This window comes from Pseudarthrobacter sp. NPDC092424, assembly GCF_044754925.1.
In the GTDB taxonomy this organism is placed as follows: Bacteria; Actinomycetota; Actinomycetes; order Actinomycetales; family Micrococcaceae; genus Arthrobacter.
On sequence record NZ_JBIVQC010000002.1, the window covers coordinates 432,183 to 450,803 of the forward strand.

At 67.1% G+C, this 18,621-nt stretch carries 17 protein-coding genes; 4 read left to right on the forward strand and 13 right to left on the reverse strand.

What is annotated here, in order from left to right; genetic code table 11:
- Positions 1 to 10 precede the first annotated feature (10 nt).
- Genes era through ACIQCN_RS05025 form a run of 4 tightly spaced genes read right to left on the reverse strand, consistent with a single transcriptional unit; the run spans position 11 to position 3,837 of the window.
- Positions 11 to 970 carry a GTPase Era gene (gene era / locus ACIQCN_RS05010; protein WP_400609702.1) on the reverse strand — a complete coding sequence of 320 codons (960 nt, stop codon included), beginning with the start codon at positions 968 to 970 and terminating at the stop codon, positions 11 to 13.
- Complete coding sequence (locus ACIQCN_RS05015; protein WP_400603701.1) at positions 954 to 2,285, reverse strand: hemolysin family protein; 1,332 nt, start codon at positions 2,283 to 2,285, stop codon at positions 954 to 956. Before ACIQCN_RS05015 ends, era begins: the two co-directional genes overlap by 17 nt.
- Entirely contained in the window at positions 2,282 to 2,755 is a 474-nt protein-coding gene (gene ybeY / locus ACIQCN_RS05020) for an rRNA maturation RNase YbeY (protein ID WP_400603698.1), read from the reverse strand. Before ybeY ends, ACIQCN_RS05015 begins: the two co-directional genes overlap by 4 nt.
- The gene (locus ACIQCN_RS05025) at positions 2,752 to 3,837 is read right to left on the reverse strand and encodes a PhoH family protein (protein WP_400603693.1); all 1,086 of its coding nucleotides are present in this window, start codon (positions 3,835 to 3,837) and stop codon (positions 2,752 to 2,754) included. Before ACIQCN_RS05025 ends, ybeY begins: the two co-directional genes overlap by 4 nt.
- A 405-nt stretch (positions 3,838 to 4,242) precedes the next feature.
- Between ACIQCN_RS05025 and ACIQCN_RS05030 the strand changes: the two genes are divergently transcribed.
- Entirely contained in the window at positions 4,243 to 5,151 is a 909-nt protein-coding gene (locus ACIQCN_RS05030; RefSeq protein ID WP_400609704.1) for a GerMN domain-containing protein, read from the forward strand.
- On the opposite strand, the gene ACIQCN_RS05035 is transcribed toward ACIQCN_RS05030, so the two are convergent.
- The 3 genes from ACIQCN_RS05035 to hrcA are packed head-to-tail and all read right to left on the reverse strand — an operon-like array spanning position 5,138 to position 8,088.
- Positions 5,138 to 5,917 carry a 16S rRNA (uracil(1498)-N(3))-methyltransferase gene (locus tag ACIQCN_RS05035; protein WP_400603689.1) on the reverse strand — a complete coding sequence of 260 codons (780 nt, stop codon included), beginning with the start codon at positions 5,915 to 5,917 and terminating at the stop codon, positions 5,138 to 5,140. The genes ACIQCN_RS05030 and ACIQCN_RS05035 overlap by 14 nt on opposite strands.
- A gap of 2 nt (positions 5,918 to 5,919) precedes the next feature.
- On the reverse strand, positions 5,920 to 7,047 hold the full coding sequence (gene dnaJ / locus ACIQCN_RS05040) for a molecular chaperone DnaJ (RefSeq protein WP_400603688.1): 1,128 nt from the start codon (positions 7,045 to 7,047) through the stop codon (positions 5,920 to 5,922).
- A 27-nt stretch (positions 7,048 to 7,074) separates the two neighbouring features.
- Positions 7,075 to 8,088 (reverse strand): heat-inducible transcriptional repressor HrcA, encoded by a 1,014-nt coding sequence (gene hrcA, locus ACIQCN_RS05045; protein WP_400603686.1) that lies wholly within the window; start codon positions 8,086 to 8,088, stop codon positions 7,075 to 7,077.
- A gap of 175 nt (positions 8,089 to 8,263) precedes the next feature.
- Here hrcA and ACIQCN_RS05050 point away from each other — a divergent pair, with 175 nt between their 5' ends.
- Both ACIQCN_RS05050 and ACIQCN_RS05055 read left to right on the forward strand, forming a co-directional pair.
- The gene (locus ACIQCN_RS05050; protein WP_400603684.1) at positions 8,264 to 9,118 is read left to right on the forward strand and encodes a DUF3097 domain-containing protein; all 855 of its coding nucleotides are present in this window, start codon (positions 8,264 to 8,266) and stop codon (positions 9,116 to 9,118) included.
- A gap of 124 nt (positions 9,119 to 9,242) precedes the next feature.
- Positions 9,243 to 9,662 (forward strand): DUF4870 domain-containing protein, encoded by a 420-nt coding sequence (locus ACIQCN_RS05055; RefSeq protein WP_377216159.1) that lies wholly within the window; start codon positions 9,243 to 9,245, stop codon positions 9,660 to 9,662.
- 82 nt (positions 9,663 to 9,744) lie between these two features.
- On the opposite strand, the gene hemW is transcribed toward ACIQCN_RS05055, so the two are convergent.
- Complete coding sequence (gene hemW, locus ACIQCN_RS05060; protein WP_400609706.1) at positions 9,745 to 10,974, reverse strand: radical SAM family heme chaperone HemW; 1,230 nt, start codon at positions 10,972 to 10,974, stop codon at positions 9,745 to 9,747.
- 36 nt (positions 10,975 to 11,010) lie between these two features.
- Positions 11,011 to 12,864: a translation elongation factor 4 gene (gene lepA / locus ACIQCN_RS05065; RefSeq protein ID WP_400603680.1), complete on the reverse strand. Its 1,854-nt coding sequence runs from the start codon at positions 12,862 to 12,864 to the stop codon at positions 11,011 to 11,013.
- Positions 12,865 to 13,289: 425 nt separating this feature from the next.
- Here lepA and rpsT point away from each other — a divergent pair, with 425 nt between their 5' ends.
- The gene (gene rpsT / locus ACIQCN_RS05070) at positions 13,290 to 13,550 is read left to right on the forward strand and encodes a 30S ribosomal protein S20 (protein ID WP_056739236.1); all 261 of its coding nucleotides are present in this window, start codon (positions 13,290 to 13,292) and stop codon (positions 13,548 to 13,550) included.
- 86 nt (positions 13,551 to 13,636) lie between these two features.
- Here rpsT and holA read toward each other — a convergent pair whose 3' ends face one another.
- The 4 genes from holA to ACIQCN_RS05090 all read right to left on the reverse strand — a co-directional run bounded on the left by holA (position 13,637) and on the right by ACIQCN_RS05090 (position 18,615).
- Complete coding sequence (gene holA, locus ACIQCN_RS05075; protein ID WP_400609708.1) at positions 13,637 to 14,530, reverse strand: DNA polymerase III subunit delta; 894 nt, start codon at positions 14,528 to 14,530, stop codon at positions 13,637 to 13,639.
- Positions 14,479 to 16,434, reverse strand: coding sequence for a ComEC/Rec2 family competence protein (locus tag ACIQCN_RS05080; RefSeq protein ID WP_400609710.1), 1,956 nt, complete (start codon positions 16,432 to 16,434; stop codon positions 14,479 to 14,481). The genes holA and ACIQCN_RS05080 overlap by 52 nt, the downstream gene beginning before the upstream one ends.
- A 162-nt stretch (positions 16,435 to 16,596) precedes the next feature.
- A complete protein-coding gene (locus ACIQCN_RS05085) occupies positions 16,597 to 17,526 on the reverse strand; it encodes a ComEA family DNA-binding protein (protein WP_400609712.1) in 930 nt (309 codons plus the stop codon).
- Between the two features lie 126 nt (positions 17,527 to 17,652).
- Positions 17,653 to 18,615 carry a DegV family protein gene (locus ACIQCN_RS05090; protein WP_400609714.1) on the reverse strand — a complete coding sequence of 321 codons (963 nt, stop codon included), beginning with the start codon at positions 18,613 to 18,615 and terminating at the stop codon, positions 17,653 to 17,655.
- Positions 18,616 to 18,621 lie beyond the last annotated feature (6 nt).

Below are 18,621 nucleotides of genomic sequence, written 5' to 3' on the forward strand. Positions count from 1 at the left end.
CGTTGGCCGGTCAGAACCCGAGTTTAACCAACTGCTTCGGGTCACGCTGCCAGTCCTTGGCCACCTTCACATGGAGGTCCAGGTAGATCCTGGTTCCGAGCAGCGCTTCAATCCCCTTGCGGGCGTTCGTGCCCACTTCGCGCAGCCTGCTTCCACCCTTGCCGATGATGATGGCCTTCTGCGAGGGCCGCTCGACGTAAAGGTTCACGCGTACGTCCAGCAACGGGTTGTCCTCTGGCCGGTCCTCCCGCGGAACGATCTCCTCCACGACGACAGCCAGTGAGTGCGGCAGTTCGTCGCGGACGCCCTCGAGGGCGGCCTCGCGGATGAGCTCGGCCACCATAACGGCTTCGGGTTCGTCCGTGAGCTCACCGTCCGGATACAGCGGAGGCGACGGCGGCATGTGGCTGATCAGTACGTCAGCCACGGTGTCCACCTGGAAGCCGTCGCTGGCGGAAACGGGCACGATGTCCTTCCAGCCTTCCGCCCCGAGAACCTCCCGGCCCAGCGCAGCAACCGCGAGCAGCTGCTCCGTCAGTGCCTGGCGGTCCACCAGGTCCGCCTTGGTCACTATCGCGATGACCGGCTTCCGTCCCACCGCGGCCAATTGGGCTGCGATGAACTTGTCGCCGGGGCCGATTTTCTCATTGGCCGGAAGGCAGAAACCGATCGCATCGACCTCGGCCAACGTGTCCGCCACAAGGTCGTTCAGGCGCTTGCCCAGGAGAGTGCGGGGCCGGTGCAGACCCGGGGTGTCCACCAGGATCAGCTGCGCATCCCCGCGGTGCACGATTCCACGGATGGTGTGCCGGGTCGTTTGCGGTTTCGCGGAGGTGATGGCCACCTTCTTGCCCACCAGCGCATTGGTGAGAGTGGACTTACCGGCATTGGGCCGGCCCACCAGCACCGAAAACCCTGCCCTGAAACCACCGAATTCTTCCTCGCCGGCTGCCTTATTTTTCTTGCTCACGTGGAACTCCCTGCTGGGTTGCTTCCGCCTCGTCGAGGAGGTCTTCAAGGTCAGTGTCTTCTTTTGTCACCCGTGCCGCAATGATGTGGCTGACACGGTTGCGGCGGCCTTCGAGGCGGTCGGCTCGTAAAGCCAACCCGTGCACGTGCACGGCGCTGCCCACGATGGGGACGCGGCCCAGCGCTTTGGCGAGGAGCCCGCCCACGGTGTCCACCTCGTCGTCGTCGAGCTCAATGTCAAAAAGTTCGCCGAGATCGTCGATGCTCATCCGCGCGCTGACCCGGTAGGAACCGTCCCCCAGTTCGACGGCCTCGGCGCTTTCGGTGTCGTATTCGTCGACGATTTCGCCGACAATTTCCTCAATAAGGTCTTCGAGTGTGACCAGCCCGGCCGTGCCCCCGTATTCGTCGATCACGATCGCCACATGCGTGGATTCCTTCTGGAGCTCGCGGAGCAGGTCGCTGACCGGCTTGGACTCGGGCACGTAGCGCACTTCCCGGGCCAGTGTTTCCACCGGCGGCGGCTCCTCGCCCGGGGCCAGCCCGTGCAGGACGGCGGCGACGTCCTTGAGATAGACGATTCCGAGGATGTGGTCCGCGTCCTCGCGGATCACCGGCACCCGGGAGTAGCCGGAGCGCAGGAAGAGTGACATGGCCTGCCGGAGGGTGGAACCGGCGTCTATGCTCAGGATGTCCGTCCGCGGGACCATCACGGCGCGCACCAACGTGTCCCCGAAGTCGAAGACTGACTGGATCATTTCCGCTTCGGTGTCCTCGATCATGTCCGATTCGCTGGCCCGCTCCACCAGCTCGCGGAACTCCTGTTCGCTGAAGAACGCCTCGTCACCGACAGGCGCGCCAGGGGCTGCTGAGCTGCCGAGTGCCACAAGCCAGCCGGGGATCGGTCCAAGGACCCAGGTCAGGAAGCGGATCATGGGCGCAGTGAACCGGACCACGGCGGTTGAGTGCAGCCGGCCGAACTGGCGGGGCGATACGCCGACAATGACGAAACCGAGAATTGCCATGATGCCGGTGGCAGCGAGGCCGGCCAGCCAGACGTTATCGAGCAGGCTGTAGAGCAGCACCGCGACTGCCACCGCCGAGGCCATCTCGAACCAGATGCGCCAGAACCGCAGGGCCCGGATGTGGGCTACGGGATGGGCCAGGATTTTGCGCATGGCGCCCGCGGGGTTCCGGTCCAGGGCGTCTTCTGCCTCGTGCCGGGGAAGGAAGTTGAATGCGGCCTCGGCCGCCGTCAGTACAGCCGCCGTGCCCAGGAACACCAGGGACATGACGACCAGGAGCGATTCGGTCACTGGGTGGTCTCGGCAGGCGCTTCTTTGCCGGTGAACCCGGAAAGGAGTTCCCGCTGGAGCCCAAACATCTCGGCTTTCTCCTCGGGTTCTGCGTGGTCATAGCCCAGCAGGTGCAGGATTCCGTGGGTAGTAAGGAGCAGCATCTCGTCCTCGAGGCCATGCCCGGCGTTCCGGGCCTGGATTTCGGCGACCTGGGGGCAGATGGCAATGTCGCCCAGCATGCCCTGCGGCGTGGGGCGGTCCGGCGTCCCCGGAGTCAGCTCGTCCATGGGAACGGACAGCACGTCCGTGGCCCCGGGCTCGTCCATCAGCTCGATGTGCAGCTTTTCCATTGCCGGCTCATCGACCAGCATGATGGAAAGTTCAGCCTGCGGATGGATAAAGAGCTGTCCGAAGATGTACCTCGCCAGTGCCACAAGCGCGGCTTCGTCCACCTGGACGCCGGATTCGTTGTTGACCTCGATGCTCACGCGTGTTCCCCCCGCTTTTCCCGTACGGCCGAATGTTTCACGCGGCTGCGCTGCGCGTCGTCCCAGATGCTGTAGGCGTTGACGATGTCGCCTACCAGCCGGTGCCGCACTACATCCGCTGCGTCCAGGACAGAGAAGTTGACGCCCTCGATGCCGCGCAGGATCTCCTCCACGATGCGGAGCCCGGAGCGCGTGCCGAACGGCAGGTCCACCTGGGTTACGTCGCCGGTCACCACCATCTTGGAACCGAAACCAAGCCTGGTCAGGAACATCTTCATCTGCTCCGGAGTCGTATTCTGGGCCTCGTCCAGGATGATGAACGCGTCGTTGAGGGTGCGGCCGCGCATGTACGCCAGCGGTGCCACCTCGATGGTCCCGGCAGCCATCAGGCGGGGAATGGACTCGGGGTCCATCATGTCGTGCAGCGCATCGTAAAGCGGGCGCAGGTAGGGGTCGATCTTGTCGCTGAGTGTGCCTGGCAGGAAACCCAGCCGCTCGCCCGCTTCAACCGCAGGACGGGTGAGAATGATCCGGCTGACTTCCTTTTGCTGGAGCGCCTGGACGGCCTTGGCCATCGCGAGGTAGGTCTTTCCGGTACCCGCAGGGCCGATGCCGAAGATCACCGTGTTGTCGTCGATGGCGTCAACGTAGTTTTTCTGGTTCAGCGTTTTGGGCCGGATGGTGCGGCCCCGGCTGGAGAGGATGTCGTGGGTAAGGACGTCTACGGGATTCTGCAGGGACTGGCTGCGCAGGAGGACGGCAAGCTGCTGGAGCACTGCCGGGGTGATGACGGTCCCTTTCGACACGAGCCCACGGACCTCGTCGAGGAGGCGCATGATCCGCGGCACCTCGGCGGGCGGCCCGCTGATGGTCAGCTCGTTGCCGCGGACGTGGAAACTGACGTTGGGGAACTGCTCTTCGATAAAGCGCAGCGCTTCATCATGGCTGCCCAGGGACTGAACCATCTGGTCGGAGTTATCGAAGAGGACCACCTCCGTCCGGACTCCCGGAAGGGAATGGGGGAACTCTGCTGCGGCGCCCTCTCCGGTGAGCCGGCGCTTTCCGTTCGCTGATTCAGTCATAGTGCTGGCCCGCGGGCCCGTGATCCCCTTCAAGTCTGAGAAACGTTTGCCGCCGGGAAGCGCAAGGCCGGTGCCGGCGTCGTTTTTCCCAACGGGTCCTTACATCTTACGCCAGGAGGCCCCTGCGGCGGCGCCTGTCCGCTCCGGGAAGCGCGCCCGGAGGAGAGCCGGCCGCCGGCGCCGGGCGGTTATGTCTCAAGTTCATATCAGCCGGATATCGTTCCCGTTGCAGTTCGCGCGGGAGGGCCTGATCCGGGTTTCCAGAGCCCCTTGCTGTGCCATGCTTGAAATCCAGCTTCCGTTGGAAGGAGCCGTCCGGGGACCGGCCCACCACCCAGAAAGGACAGGGCCATTATCGTGCCGGAAACCACCGCTCCCCCTAGGGGTGCACGGACGGGCCGCCGTGTGCGTGCCGCGGTCGTGGCGGGTTTCCTGGCTGTGCCCCTGCTGCTGACCGGCTGCGTCGTCGAACCTGTCCCGGCGCCTTCCGGACCGCTTGGGCCGGGCACCACTGCCGGGGGAGGAACCCCCGGGGTCCCTGCCACCAGCGCCCCGCTTGAAACGACGCAGTCCTCCAACAAGGCCCCGGTGTATTGGATTGGCCGCAGCGGCCAGAACGTCTTTCTTTACCGCGAGTTCCGCGATGTGCCGGAGCAGGAAAATCCGGTCACCCGGGCACTGCGGGCCATGATGTCCGAGCAACCGCTGGATCCTGATTTCTTCACGCCATGGCAGAATCCCAGCAGCCTTGCCACGTCCATCTCGGGCAAGGATGTCATCAACGTGGACGTCTCCGAGGACGCATTCAACAGCAACCTGGACGCGGACATGGCTGCCCGTGCCGTCCAGCAGCTCGTGTACACGGCAACGGCCGCCGCTGCGAGTTCAGGCCTGATCGACTCCGGCCAGCAGATCAGGGTACGGATCCTGGTGGACGGCCATACTGACTACCCTGCCTTCAAACACATCCGGCTGGGCGACCTGATGTCCCGCGCCCCGGGCATGGTGGCCCCGGTGTGGATTATCGACCCGCAGGAGGGCGTGGAGATGGGTGCCGGCAGCGTCAAGATCACCGGGCGCAGCACCAAGGCCGGAAGCAGGCTGCGCTGGCAGATCCTGAAAGGCACGGAGGGCGCCGTGAAGATGCCGTACCTCACGGGCGAAACCACCGCCGCCGCAGAGGCCGGACAGTCGGGCATCTTCACGCTGGCCCCCAAGCTTCCCGCCGGGGACTACGAGCTGAAGGTTGCCCAGGCGGGAACCGGCGACGGCCCGGACCTGAATGCGGACACCAGGACGTTCAGCGTCCGGTAGTGCCCCAGCGTCCCAGCACATCGCTGGCGAGGACGACGGCGGCCGGCCCGGCCGTGGAGGAGCGCAGGACGTGGCTGCCGAGCAACGCGGTCACCGCCCCCTTATCGCAGAGCCGCGTCACCTCGCGCGGGCTGATGCCGCCTTCCGGCCCCACGATCAGCAGCACCTCCCGAACGCCCGCCCCATCGCGTCCCTGCCATGATTCAAGAACGCTCCGCAGCGGGCGGACGGCGTCCTCATGGAGGATCACTGCCAGGTCCGCGGCTTCGACGGCCGCGGCAAGGGCGGAGGTGTCGACGGCGGGACGCACCTCCGGCACCCAGGCGCGCCGCGCCTGCTTTGCCGCAGCTGCAACGACGGACTGCCACTTGGCGTGCGCTTTTGCGGCCCGGTCACCCTTCCAGCGCACGATGGAACGTTCCGACTGCCATGGGACCACCGCATCGATTCCGAGTTCCGTCGCCGTCTCGATGGCCAGTTCGTCGCGGTCGCCCTTGGCGAGGGCCTGGACCAGCACCAGCCGGACGTCCGGCCGGGCCTCGTCAGTAAGGGAGAGGCACTCGACTTCCAGGCCGGACGGGCCGGCCGACGCCACCGTTCCGGTCAGGCGCCGGCCGGCACCGTCGACGATGTCCACGGGTTCACCCTGCGCGAGGCGTTTGACCGCGACCGCATGCCGGGCTTCGGGTCCTTCCAGGACAAACGTGTCACCAGGACCGGTCCCGTCGAGGCCGCCGGCAGAGGTGAAAAAGACGGGGTTGCTCACCGCTACAGGTTACCCAGCCGGTCCCGAAGCTTTGCGAACATGCCGCCGCTGGCGGCGAGCTTGCCCTCGGTGATCTGTTCGCCGCGGAGCTTGGCCAACTGCCGCAGGAGGTCTTCCTGCGCAGCGTCCAGCCGGGCGGGGGTTTCCACCTGGAGGTGGACCTTCAGGTCCCCCCGGCCGTATCCGCGCAGGTGGGTCACGCCCAGTCCGCGGAGGGTGATGATTTCGCCCGACTGGGTGCCGGGCTTGACGTCGATTTCCTGGACGCCGTCGAAGGTTTCCAGGCTGACATCCGTGCCCAGCGCTGCCGCCGTCATGGGGATGTTCAAGGTGGCGTGCAGGTCATCGCCGTCACGGACGTACGTGGGATCGTTGTTGACCCGGATTTCCACGTAGAGGTCGCCTGACGGCCCGCCCGCGGGACCGGCCTCCCCCTGTCCCGAGAGCTGGATCCGGGTTCCGGTGGCAACGCCGGCAGGAACCTTGATGGTGAGTGACCGGCGGCTGCGGATGCGGCCCTGGCCGCTGCACTCGTTGCACGGATCCTTGATGACGGTGCCGAAGCCCTCACACGTACCGCAGGGTGCGGCGGTCATGACCTGTCCAAGAATGGAACGGACTGCCCGCTGGACCTGGCCGCTGCCGCCGCAGATGTCACAGCGCTCAGGGTGCGATCCCGGCTGGCAGCAGGAGCCCTCGCATGTGGGGCAGGTGACGGCGGTATCGACCTCAAGCTTCTTGTTGACGCCAAAGACGGCGTCGCGCAGTTCAATGCGCACGCTGATCAGGGCGTCCTGCCCGCGGCGGACACGCGACGCCGGGCCGGTGGTGCCTCCGGCTCCGAAGAATGTGTCGAAGATGTCCTGGAAGGCGAAGCCCTGGCCGGCATATCCACCGCCGCCGAACCCGTTGTCCGTGCCGTTCTCGTTGCCCGTGGTGTCGTAGACGCGGCGCTTCTGCGGATCCGAGAGGACCTCGTAGGCGTGGGTCACTGCCTTAAAGCGGTCCGAGGCATCCTGGCCGGGGTTGACGTCGGGGTGGAGCGTGCGGGCCAGCTTGCGGTAGGCCTTCTTGATCTCTTCCCCCGTAGCCTCCGGCGAGACTCCAAGGACGTCATAGTGGCTGCTCAAAGTTGGTTTCTCTTCCTTGTTGTAACGTCAGGGTCCCAGGATCCGGGACAGGTACCGTGCCACGGCGCGCACGGCGGCCATGGTGGTGGGGTAGTCCATCCGCGTGGGTCCGAGTACTCCGATTTTCGCTGCACTGTCCGGACCGTAGCCCGTAGCCACCACGGAAGCTTCCGCCAGGCCGTCGTACGGGTTTTCCCGTCCGATGCTCACGGCCACGCCGCGGTGGTCCTGCGCCATTTCGCCCAGGAGCCGCAGCATGACCACTTGCTCCTCCAGTGCTTCCAGGACCGGCCCGATGCTGAGTGGAAAGTCCACGTTGGAACGGGCCAGGTTGGCGGTGCCGGCCATGACCATGCGGTCTTCCCGGCTGGTGTGCGCCAGTCCTTCCAGGCCATGCGCCAGAGCCTGGGCCGCCTGCCGCTGGCCGGGGCCCACCGCGGAAACCACCGCCGGCAGGGACTGGGCCAACTGGCTGAGCGCCGTACCGCCCAGCGATCCCAGGAACCGGGTCCGCAGCGCGGCAAGTGCGTCGTCTCCCAGGTCCTGCCCGACGTCGACCACCCGCTGGTCCACCTTGCCGCTGTTGGCGATCAGCACCACCAACACCTTGCGCGGGGCAAGCAGGACGAATTCGATGTGGCGGACCAGCGCCCGGCTGAGGTGTGGATACTGCACCACGGCAACCTGGTTGGTGAGCTGCGACAGCAGGCGCACGGTCCGGTCCAGGACGTCGTCGAGATCGTCCGCGCCCTCCAGCAGCGACTGGATGGCGCGGCGCTCCGCCTGGGAAAGGGGCTTCACAGCCGAGATCTGGTCCACGAACAGGCGGTAGCCCTTGTCCGTGGGAATCCGGCCCGCACTGGTATGGGGCGCGGTAATGAGCCCCTCATCCTCCAGCGCCGCCATGTCATTGCGGATGGTCGCACTGGAGACGCCGAGATGGTGCCGCTCCACGAGGGCCTTGGAACCGACCGGCTCGCGGGAGTGGACATAGTCCTCAACGATGGCCCGCAGCACTTCCAGCTTGCGCGGTTCGCTCACACTCCACCTCCATCCAGGGTCCGGGGCGGCCTCGCCGGCCCGGTCAGCGCCACCATGACTGTTAGCACTCGACATGCCTTAGTGCTAACAGTCTATTATGACTCGCCCCGTTGTTAGCATTGGTACCGCTCCGGGGGAACGGGGCAACTGATCTATCACTAGGCGGAATGAATCCATGGATTACCAGAACTGGGGCCCCCGGGATATGTCGGCTCCTGCCAGGACCGCGCTGCCCGAGGTGCCGGTGGAGCGCGGCATGGTCCTTGAGGACGTCCAGTCGGGATGGGTGGGTGCGGTCACCCGGGTAGAGAAGTCCGGCGGCATGCATGTGGTCGCGCTGGAGGACCGGCGCGGAAAGTCCCGCTCCTTCAAACTGGGCTTCGGCTTCCTCCTCGAGGGCCGGCCGATCCGGCTGCTGCCGCCGGCCCCACGCACCGCCGCAGGACAGGCAGGCGGACCTGGCCGTACCGCGTCTGGTTCCGTGCGGGTCCCCGGCCAGCGCGCACAGGTGGCCAAGGCGAGCCGCATCTGGGTGGAAGGCAAGCACGACGCCGAACTGGTGGAGAAGGTATGGGGAGACGACCTCCGGGTGGAGGGCATCGTCGTCGAACCCCTCCACGGCATTGACGACCTCGCCGCGGCGGTGGCGGAATTCCGCCCCGGCCCCGGACGGCGGCTTGGTGTCCTGGTGGACCACCTCGTTCCCGACTCCAAGGAATCCCGCATTGCGGAGGCCGTGATGTCCTCACCGGGCGCGGCCGGCAACGTCCTTATTGTCGGTCACCCGTACGTGGACGTGTGGCAGGCAATCCGCCCGTCCGTGCTGGGCATCGAACAGTGGCCGGTGGTGCCCCGCGGGCAGGACTGGAAGACCGGCATACTGGCCGCCTTCGGCTGGCCGCATGAAACGAAGGAGGACATCGGCCTGGGCTGGCAGAAACTGCTGGGCGCCGTCCGGACCTACGCAGACCTGGAGGCGTCGCTGCTGGGACGCGTGGAAGAAGTGATCGATTTCCTCACCGTCCCCTAAAAGGCGGAGCCATGCCTGGCAGACAGTATTCTTATTAGTGCAGGTTCGCCAATTCCCGGCGGACCGGCAGCACAGGGCACCATGTACCCGCCGGCACCAATAGCACTCCAGAAGGAATCAGACCGTGGCAGAAAACGCACGTGATCACAGGAACCGCCAGGACGGCCCGGGCCGCTCCGAATACCACGGCGTTCCGGCGAATGCGCTGCCGCTGACGGCCAGCGAGGACCGGCAGTGGGCCACGCTGGCGCACTTTGGCGGCATCCTTGGCTGTGTGCCGTCTCTCCTGATCTACCTGATCTTCCGGGACCGCGGGCCGTTTACCGCGCAGGAGTCCAAGGAAGCACTGAACTTCAGCCTGCCACCCACCATCGCGGCCGTCATCGCCAATATCCTGGTGTTCGTCCCGGTGGTGGGCAACATCTTCGCCGTGATCGCGACCCTCATCTGGATCGCCCTCACGTGCTTCTCGGTCTCCGCCGGTATCCACGTGAACAAGGGCCAGCCGCACCGTTACCAGTACAACCTGCGCTGGATCAAGTAAGCCCACTGCAACGCGGGGTCACTTTTCGCCTCATATCGGCACGTTATGGGGACCGGAGTGACCCCGCGTTCAGTTCACGCAACTAGTCCGGCAGCAGGCGGCGGACCACGGCGTCAGCCAGGAGCCGGCCTTTGAGGGTCAGGACCAGGCGGCCGCGGAAGGCGGCGGCCGGTTCCACCAGGCCGTCGGCTATGAGTCCGGCCACTTCGTGGCGGCCCGCCGGTTTCAGCGAGGCAACGTCCAGCCCCGTGGAGAGTCGGGTCTCCAGCATCACGTGCTCCACGGCACGGGTCTCCAGGTCCAGGGTTTCCCTGCCGGCTGCCGGTGAGAGCCCCTGGCCCAGCCGGCCGGCATAGGCGGTGGGGTGCTTGACGTTCCACCAGCGCACGCCGCCCACGTGGGAATGCGCGCCCGGACCGATGCCCCACCAGTCATCCCCGCGCCAATAGGCGAGGTTGTGTCGGCAGGCGTGGCGCGGCGTCCGGGCCCAGTTGCTGACCTCGTACCAGCCGAGCCCTGCTTCGGTGATGAGCTGGTCGGCGAGTTCATACTTGGTGGCGTGATCGTCGTCGTCAATTTCCGGTACCTGGCCCCTGCGGATCTGCCCCGCAAGCTTGGTTCCGTCCTCAACGATCAGCGCGTAGGCGCTGATGTGGTCCGGGCCGTAGGACAGCGCCGTTTCGAGCGAGAAGCGCCAGTCATCCAGCGACTCCCCCGGTGTCCCGTAGATCAGGTCCAGGCTCACGTCCAGGCCGGCCTCGCGGGCCCACCGGACCACCTGCGGCACCCGTGCCGGCGAATGCGTCCGGTCCAGGACCTTGAGCACGTGCGGGACCGCGGACTGCATGCCGAAGGAAACCCGGGTGAACCCCGCCTCCTTCAGGACGGCAAGCGATTCCGGCGTGACGGAATCCGGGTTGGCCTCAGTGGTGACCTCGGCGCCGTCCTCGATTCCCCACCGGTCAACGGCGGCGCGCAGGACCAGGGCAAGGTCCGCGGCAGGCAGGAGCGTGGGCGTGCCGCCACCGAAGAACACGGTGCTGAGCGGACGTTCCGGCACGCCGGACGCGGACAGCACCCGGCCCGCGAACTCCACCTCGGTAGCGGCGGTGCCGGCGTAGGCGTCCTGCGATGCCCCGCCGCCCAGCTCGGTGGCCGTGTAGGTGTTGAAGTCGCAGTAGCCGCAGCGCACGGCGCAAAACGGAATATGGATGTACAGCCCGAAGCCGCGACCCGCCGCGCCTTCCGCTGCCTGGCCAGGCAGGAGGCCGTCCGACGGCGCGGGGTCGCCCAGGGGAAGAACGCTAGGCATTGCTGCGGCCCTGGGAAAGTCCGGCCACGGTAACCACTACTTCTTCGCCTTGTCCTTGGACTCGTCGGTGGTCAGCGCGGCAATGAAGGCTTCCTGCGGAACCTCCACGCGGCCGACCATCTTCATGCGCTTCTTGCCCTCTTTCTGCTTTTCGAGGAGCTTGCGCTTTCGGGAGATGTCACCGCCGTAGCACTTGGCCAGGACGTCCTTGCGGATGGCCCGGATGCTTTCGCGGGCGATGATCCGGGATCCGATGGCAGCCTGGATGGGCACCTCGAACTGCTGCCTGGGAATGAGTTCACGGAGCTTGCCGGTCATCATCACGCCGTAGGCATAAGCCTTGTCCTTGTGGGTGATGGCACTGAAGGCGTCCACCTGTTCGCCCTGGAGCAGGATGTCCACCTTGACCAGGTCGGCGACCTGCTCGCCGTCGGCCTTCCAGTCCAACGATGCGTAGCCGCGCGTCTTGGACTTCAGGATGTCGAAGAAATCGAAGACGATCTCGGCCAGCGGAATCCAGTAACGCAGCTCCACCCGGTCCTCGGAGAGGTAGTCCATGCCCTTCATCTGGCCGCGGCGTCCCTGGCACAGCTCCATGATGGCCCCCACGAACTCATTGGGCGCCAGGATGGTGGCGGCGACCATGGGCTCGCGGACCTCGCGGATCTTGCCGGAGGGGAACTCGCTGGGGTTGGTCACGGTGAGGACGCTCTTGTCCTCCATCGTCACTTCGTAAACCACGTTGGGTGCGGTGGAAATGAGGTCCAGGTTGAACTCCCGCTCCAGGCGTTCGCGCACAATCTCCAGATGGAGCAGGCCCAGGAAACCCACGCGGAAGCCGAAGCCAAGGGCCGCGGACGTTTCCGGTTCGTAGATCAGGGCGGCGTCGTTGAGCTTGAGCTTGTCCAGGGCATCGCGCAATACCGGGTAGTCGGTGCCGTCCAGGGGGTAAAGGCCGGAGAACACCATCGGCTTGGGGTCGGCGTAACCGCTGAGGGATTCCGACGCCGGTTTGGCCAGGTTTGTGACAGTGTCACCGACCTTGGATTGGCGGACGTCCTTCACACCGGTGATCAGGTAGCCCACCTCGCCGACGCCCAGGCCCTTGGAAGGTGTGGGCTCCGGGGAGCTGACGCCGATCTCGAGCAGCTCGTGCGAGGCCTTGGTGGACATCATCTGGATGCGCTCACGGGGGTGCAGCATGCCATCGACCACCCGCACGTACGTGACCACGCCACGGTAGGTGTCGTAAACGGAGTCAAAGATCATGGCACGGGCCGGAGCGTCCGCGTTCCCTACGGGGGCGGGCAGGTCCATGACGATCTTGTCCAGCAGTGCTTCCACGCCCACGCCCGTTTTGCCCGACACCCGCAGCACATCTTCGGGCTCGCCGCCGATCAGGCTCGCCAGTTCGGCGGCGTACTTCTCGGGCTGGGCGGCAGGGAGGTCGATCTTGTTCAGCACCGGGATGATGGTGAGGTTATTTTCCATCGCCAGGTACAGGTTGGCCAGGGTCTGGGCTTCGATGCCCTGGGCGGCGTCAACCAGCAGCACAGCGCCTTCGCATGCTGCGAGGGACCGGGAGACCTCGTAGGTAAAGTCCACGTGGCCGGGGGTGTCGATCATGTTCAGGGCATAGCTGACGCCATCGACTTCCCATGGCATGCGGACCGCCTGGGACTTGATGGTGATGCCGCGCTCGCGCTCGATGTCCATCCGGTCCAGGTACTGTGCCTTCATGTCGCGTGCCTGCACCACGCCCGTGGACTGCAGCATGCGGTCTGCCAGGGTGGACTTGCCGTGGTCAATGTGCGCGATGATGCAGAAGTTCCGAATGATGGCCGGATCTGTCGCGGCGGGCACCGGGGCGGTGCGGGCCATGGGAGACACGCAGGGTCCTTACTGTTGGCTTTTCCGCGGCCGGCCGGCAGGAACGTTCACCGTTACCTTCGGAGGGCCGCACATCTTCAGCCTCCAGTGTCCCACGTCCCGGGGCGTGCCGCCGCATTCCGGCGCGGATTGCCGCCGCCGCTGCACGGCCCGCCGGGGCCGGGAGGGCAGGACCGTGGCCGTGGCAAAGCCCGGCCGGTTCGGTGCTCCGCGCTGGCGGGCGGGCGAGGAGGCCGTCCCGCAGCGGACACGGTCGTTCTGAAAATGGCCAGCCCGGGCGCTGACCTGCTATTCTTTATAGCTGTGTGTCCGTGCAGGTCGACGGCCACTGATGGTTGGCCGCCATAGGTATCCCCACGCCGCTCAGTCAATGGCCAATCTGAAAGCCCTCTAGACCATTTCCGCATTAAAAAGAGAGTTCACACGTGGCGAATATCAAGTCCCAGAAGAAGCGCATCCTCACCAACGAGAAGGCCCGTCTGCGCAACAACGCAGTCAAGTCCGAGCTGAAGACGGCCATCCGCGCCGTCAACACCGCCGTTGAGTCCACGGACAAGGATGCAGCTGCTGCTGCCCTGGTTACTGCCAGCCGCAAGCTGGACAAGGCTGTCAGCAAGGGTGTTCTGCACAAGAACAACGCAGCGAACCGCAAGTCGGCGATCTCCAAGAAGGTCAACGCACTGTAAGGTTTCCAGTTCGTTTGAACTGATGGCTGTGGCCGGTACCCCTCGGGTACCGGCCACACCTCTTTAAGCCGCATGCTTCAGCGGAGCTACCTGCCCTTGACCGACGTGGCGATGATACGGACGGCATGTTCCACCGCATAAACGGGGTCGCGCGAGAGCCCCTTCACCTGAGCGTCAGCCTCGGCGGTGGCCTGGATCGAGCGGACCAATCCATCCGGGGTCCAGCGGCGGACATCACGCTGCGCCTGCTCCACCAGCCATGGCTGCATCCCGAGTTCCGCGGCGACCTGCGCCGCCGATCCGGAGGCGCCGGCAACCCGGGCAACAGTCCGCAGCTTCGCCGCGAGTGCCGCCACAAGGGGCACCGGGTCGGCGCCGGTAGCCAACGCGTGCCGCAGGGTGGACAACGCCAAAGGGCCGTTGCCGGCCATTGCGGCATCAGCCACTTTGAAGGCGGTGGCTTCGATCCGGCCGCCGTAATAGCGGTCCACTACTTCCACCGTCACCGCCGAGGCCGCGTCCGCGATCAGTTGGCTGCAGGCCGCGGCGAGCTCGGACAAATTGGCTCCCACCGCATTGACCAGCGCATGTACGGCTTCCTGGTCGATCCGGCGGCCAGCGGCTTTGAACTCGGTGGCCACGAAGGCTGCCTTGTCCGCGTCCTTCTTGAGCGGCTGGCAGTCCACCACTGGCCAGCCGGCCTTCTTAATGGCGTCCAGCAGCTTCTTCCCCCGGTTGCCGCCCGCATGGCGCAGCACCAGGACGGCGTCATCACCGGGGTGGCCCAGATACGCCAGGGCGTCCGTCAGGAACGCGTCATTCATGGCCTCAACGGCCTCAACCTCGATGAGCTTGCTTTCGCCAAAAAGGGAGGGACTGACCTGCATGGCAAGCGTGCCGGCCTCGTAGCCGGAAGCGTTGATGCGGGTTACCTCCACCTCCGGGTCCGCGGCCCTGACTTGGGCGCGGATGCTGTCCACCGCCCTGGCGGCCAGGTAGTCTTCCGGGCCGCTGACCAGGACGACGGCGGCCGGGGCAGCGTCCCGCCAGGCAGACGCGTTCGACGCCGGCGGACGGGTTGCACGCTTTTGCGCAGCGGCCATCGGGGGTTCCTTCCGGAAAGTGCTGTTGAGTAGTCAAGCCTGCCATGTCCGCGCGCCGCGTCCAAGCCGCGCGGACCGCCTATGGAGGCAACAGTGTGCTCCAGGTTTTCGAGCAGGCGTTCAGTCCTCCGGTGCGCCCGCACCACGAGCCTCGCCGCAGCAGCGGGTCGGAATGCGGCGGCCAGGAGGCTGTAGGTGAGCGCCGACAGCAGGACCATGGTCGCCATTCCTGCAGGTCCCTCCGGCCACGGCAGTGCGGCACCGGGAAGCCGTGCGGCGCCCCTGGCCACTGCGGCAACCCCGCCGCAAAAAGTTCCCGACACCCCAATGAGCGCGGCCGCAAGCCAAGGGGCCAGGGCAACGAGCGGTACCGCAGCAGTCCCGAGGAGCGTGACGGGAGCCACCAGCGGCGCCGCCACCACGTTGGCGGGCAGCGAGTAGGTGGCGAACTGTGGCTCAAGCAGGACGATCACGGGCCCGCAAAGAAGTTGCGCGGACAGGGGAACCGCCACCAGGGCCGCTGCCCACCGCGGAACCCAGTGTGGCGTGGCCTCGATGATCCTGCGGCCGAGCACGATGATGCCCAAGGTTGCCAGGACGGACAGGAGGAAGCCGACGCTGCTGCCCAGGGCGGGGTCGGACAGAAGCAGGCCGATAACCGCCACGCAGAGGAAACTCAGGCCGCGGCCGGTCCGTCCGCCGGCAAGTGCCGCCACCGCCACAGCTCCCATCAATGCCGCCCGCAGCACGCTTGCGTCAGGCCCCACCAGGACCACGAACAGTCCAAGCCCCGCCAGGGCGCCCGCCGCGGCCGGAACCCGCGGCAGCCTCGCCCCCCTGCAGGCGAAGAGGAGCGCGCCCAGGACCAGGCTGCAGTTGGCACCGCTGACAGCGGTCAGATGGGTCATGCCCACCATTTGCATGGCGCTTTCGAGTCCGCTGTCCAGCGCTGTGGTGTCGCCTGTGACCATACCCGGCAGCAGTCCCCGGGGGTCCGGCGCAAGAAAAGCCGCGGCCGCGACGAAGCGGGTCCTCAGGTCCCTGGCCGCGCCCTGAAGCCCCGTCCCCGCACCTGCCGGGGGCATCACGGCGGACGCGGCCAGGATGCCCGCTTCCACCTGTCCGGGTTCCGCCGGCCGCAGCGTACCGGCCACCCGGAAGACCTGTCCGGGAACCACGGCACCCCACCCTCCCCCGCCGATCACGACGAGCCGGGCACGCGTCCTGATCAGGGTGCTGCCGGCGGTCAGTTCCCGGGTCCACACCGGCACGGCCCAACGGCCAGGCGTCACGGTCTCCGAATACGCGGCCGGGCCGGCTTCAGCCGCTGCTTCCCCGGCCCGGTCCGCGGCCGCTCCCGGATTGACCAGTGCCCTGGGCGGCCCGGCGATTTCGACCAGGGCCACGGCCGTGCGCTTGGCTGCCACCGCGTCGGCAACCGGACCGTCGAAACGCTGCCCGGCCGCTGCAGACGAATGTGCGGCGGCCGCCACCGCGAGGAGCAGCGCCACGGCACCCGTGGCAAGGAAGCTCCGGCCGCGTGGTCCACGTCCGCGCAGGAAGCAGAGCATGCAGGCCGCGGCTCCGGCCAGCAAGGCGCAGAGTACCGCCAGTGCAGCAGGTATCAGCCACAGCCCGGCGACGGACGCGCACCAGACCGTCACAGCGGGAACGGCGAGCCGCACGTCGGTGCGCCGGCGGGGAGCCCTGGGGGCGCCATCGGACGTTCTCCCGGAGGAGTCTTTCCGTGTCCACCGGCGGACAGCGTCGGTGGCACGCACCGACGGGCGTGCCTGTTCCGACGGAAGTGTGGCCGTGGCGCATGTCCTCTGGCCCGCCGGCGGACCCGGATTCCCGCCCCGGACAGCGGAGTCCACAAACCTGCTCCACGGGCTGGCATGCCGGACTGCGGGGTTTCTACGGCTCGTCGTCATCCAACCGCCTCATACAGTCACCAGCGGCAGCAGTGTTTCAAGCATCCTGGGGCCCACCCCGTCCACGGCGTCCAGGTCTTCCGCGCTCTTGAAGGATCCGTGGTCCTTCCTCCAGTCCAGGATGCGCTGCGCAAGGACAGGGCCTACCTTGGGTAAGGCGTCCAGCTCTTCGAGGGTGGCCGTGTTCAGGTTGACCTTGGGGCCGTCCGTCCCGCCGGCACCGCTTCCGTTATCTTCTCCCGCCGTGCCCGTTGCTGCGGAGTCCCCGGGTGCATCGCCGGAGTGCAGGACTTCACCCTTTCGCGGGACCTGGATCTTGGAGCCGTCGGCAAGCACAAGGGCGAGGTTCAGACGGTTGAGGTCCGCGCCGCGTCCGGCGCCTCCGGCCGCTGCTATGGCCTGGTGCACACGGCTGCCGGCCGGAAGCTGGACAACCCCGGGCTTTGCCACCGCCCCGGCCACATGGACAACTACCCTGCCTGCCGGCTCTTCGGCCGTAACCTCCGCAGCACCGGCGTGGTCAGGCGGCCCCCCGGCCGTGCCGGAGTTGTCACCCGGCGGCTCTTCGGACACGACGTCACTGAGCGGCAACACTTCCGGCCGCTCCGCCGCCGCCTGCCACCAAAAGCCGGCAGCGGCGCAGAGGGCGAGGATGGCCACGAGAAGTGCCACGCGCAGCCCCATCCGCCAGCGCAGCCGGACAGGCCGTGGACCTGCGCCCGCCGGCGGTTCGGCCAGCCCGCGGGACCGGACTTCCCCCGTTGTGGCCGCCTTGGTCCCGCGACTGCCGGAATCGCCTGCCGCCCCGTGGTACTGGAACGCTTCTGCACCCTCCCCTCCGTGCAGGAGGGAGGCGCCCTGCTGGCCGCCGAGGGTGGCCTGCAGCCGGTCCCGGGCATGGCGCCCCTGGCGGCATGCTCCTTGCTCCCGGCGTGACATGGCTCCAACCTATGGTCCGGCCATGAACCGGAACAACGGGGCGGCGCCGTATGTGGATAGCGCCGTGTGCAGCTACCTGCTCGGTGTCACCTTCTGTGTGTGGAACCCGCCGGTCCCGACCAGAAGCTAACCCGGGCTGCCCTCCCCCACGATGACCGCCAGCACGCCCAGGCCGGCATGCGCTGCCAGGACCGCCGGCAGCGAGCTGATCTGCGCGGGCGGGCAGTCAGGCAGGGCAGCTCCCAACCGGACGGCGAGGGTCCCGGCTTCCTCCCGGTTGCCGAAGTGGTGGACCGCCAGCCGGACCTCCCCGGACCGCGCAGCGGCGTCCTCAACGACAATCTCCTCAAGGCGCGCCACGGCGCGCGCGGCCGAGCGGACTTTCTCGAGCGGAACAATCCGTCCGTCTTCCATGGCAAGGATGGGCTTGATGGCCAGCATGGTACCGAGAAACGAGGCCGCGGCCCCGATCCGGCCGCCCCGGCGGAGCTGCTCAAGGCTGGGTACGTAGAAATAGACCCGGGTGCGCCCGGCCTGGCGGGCAGCGGCCTGGGCTACTTCGTTCGCTGGAAGGCCTTGCGCGGCGGCCTCCATGGCCGCCTGGACGGCCATGCCCTGTGCCATGCCCGCGGTCCTGGAGTCCACCACTTCAACCGGAATGTCGACCCGTGAGGCAGCCAGCCGGGCCGCGTCCGCGGTGCCGGACAGCTCACCTGAAATATGCACGGACACTACGGACTCAAAACCGCGGTCCCTGGCCGACCGGTAGGCCAGTTCAAACTGCCCGGGCGATGGCCGCGACGTTTTGACCGGCGTGCCCGCGGCCAGGGCAAGGGCAACGGTCTCCAGGATGTCGTCTTCGCCTTCGCCGTAAATCTCATCGCCCACCATGACGGGCATGGGAACCACGTCCAGGCTGCCTTGCCCCGCCGCCCACTCCGCCGGAAGGGCGGCCGCGGAATCGGTCACCACGGCAGTGCGTACGACGGCGGCGGGCCGGGTTCCGCCTGGCCCCGGCGCGGGTGCCGCGCGCAGCCCGGCAAGGCGTGCCCTCAGCCACGGCCAGGCAGCAGCATTTCGGTCCGGCAAGCGGGC

Excerpts from the sequence above, each read along its gene's own strand:
- ACIQCN_RS05050 (WP_400603684.1), top strand. The coding sequence starts at position 8,264 with ATGGATTACCAGAACTGGGGCCCCCGGGATATGTCGGCTCCTGCCAGG.
- ACIQCN_RS05085 (WP_400609712.1), bottom strand. The coding sequence starts at position 17,526 with ATGTCACGCCGGGAGCAAGGAGCATGCCGCCAGGGGCGCCATGCCCGG.
- ACIQCN_RS05025 (WP_400603693.1), bottom strand. The coding sequence starts at position 3,837 with ATGACTGAATCAGCGAACGGAAAGCGCCGGCTCACCGGAGAGGGCGCC.
- hemW (WP_400609706.1), bottom strand. The coding sequence starts at position 10,974 with ATGCCTAGCGTTCTTCCCCTGGGCGACCCCGCGCCGTCGGACGGCCTC.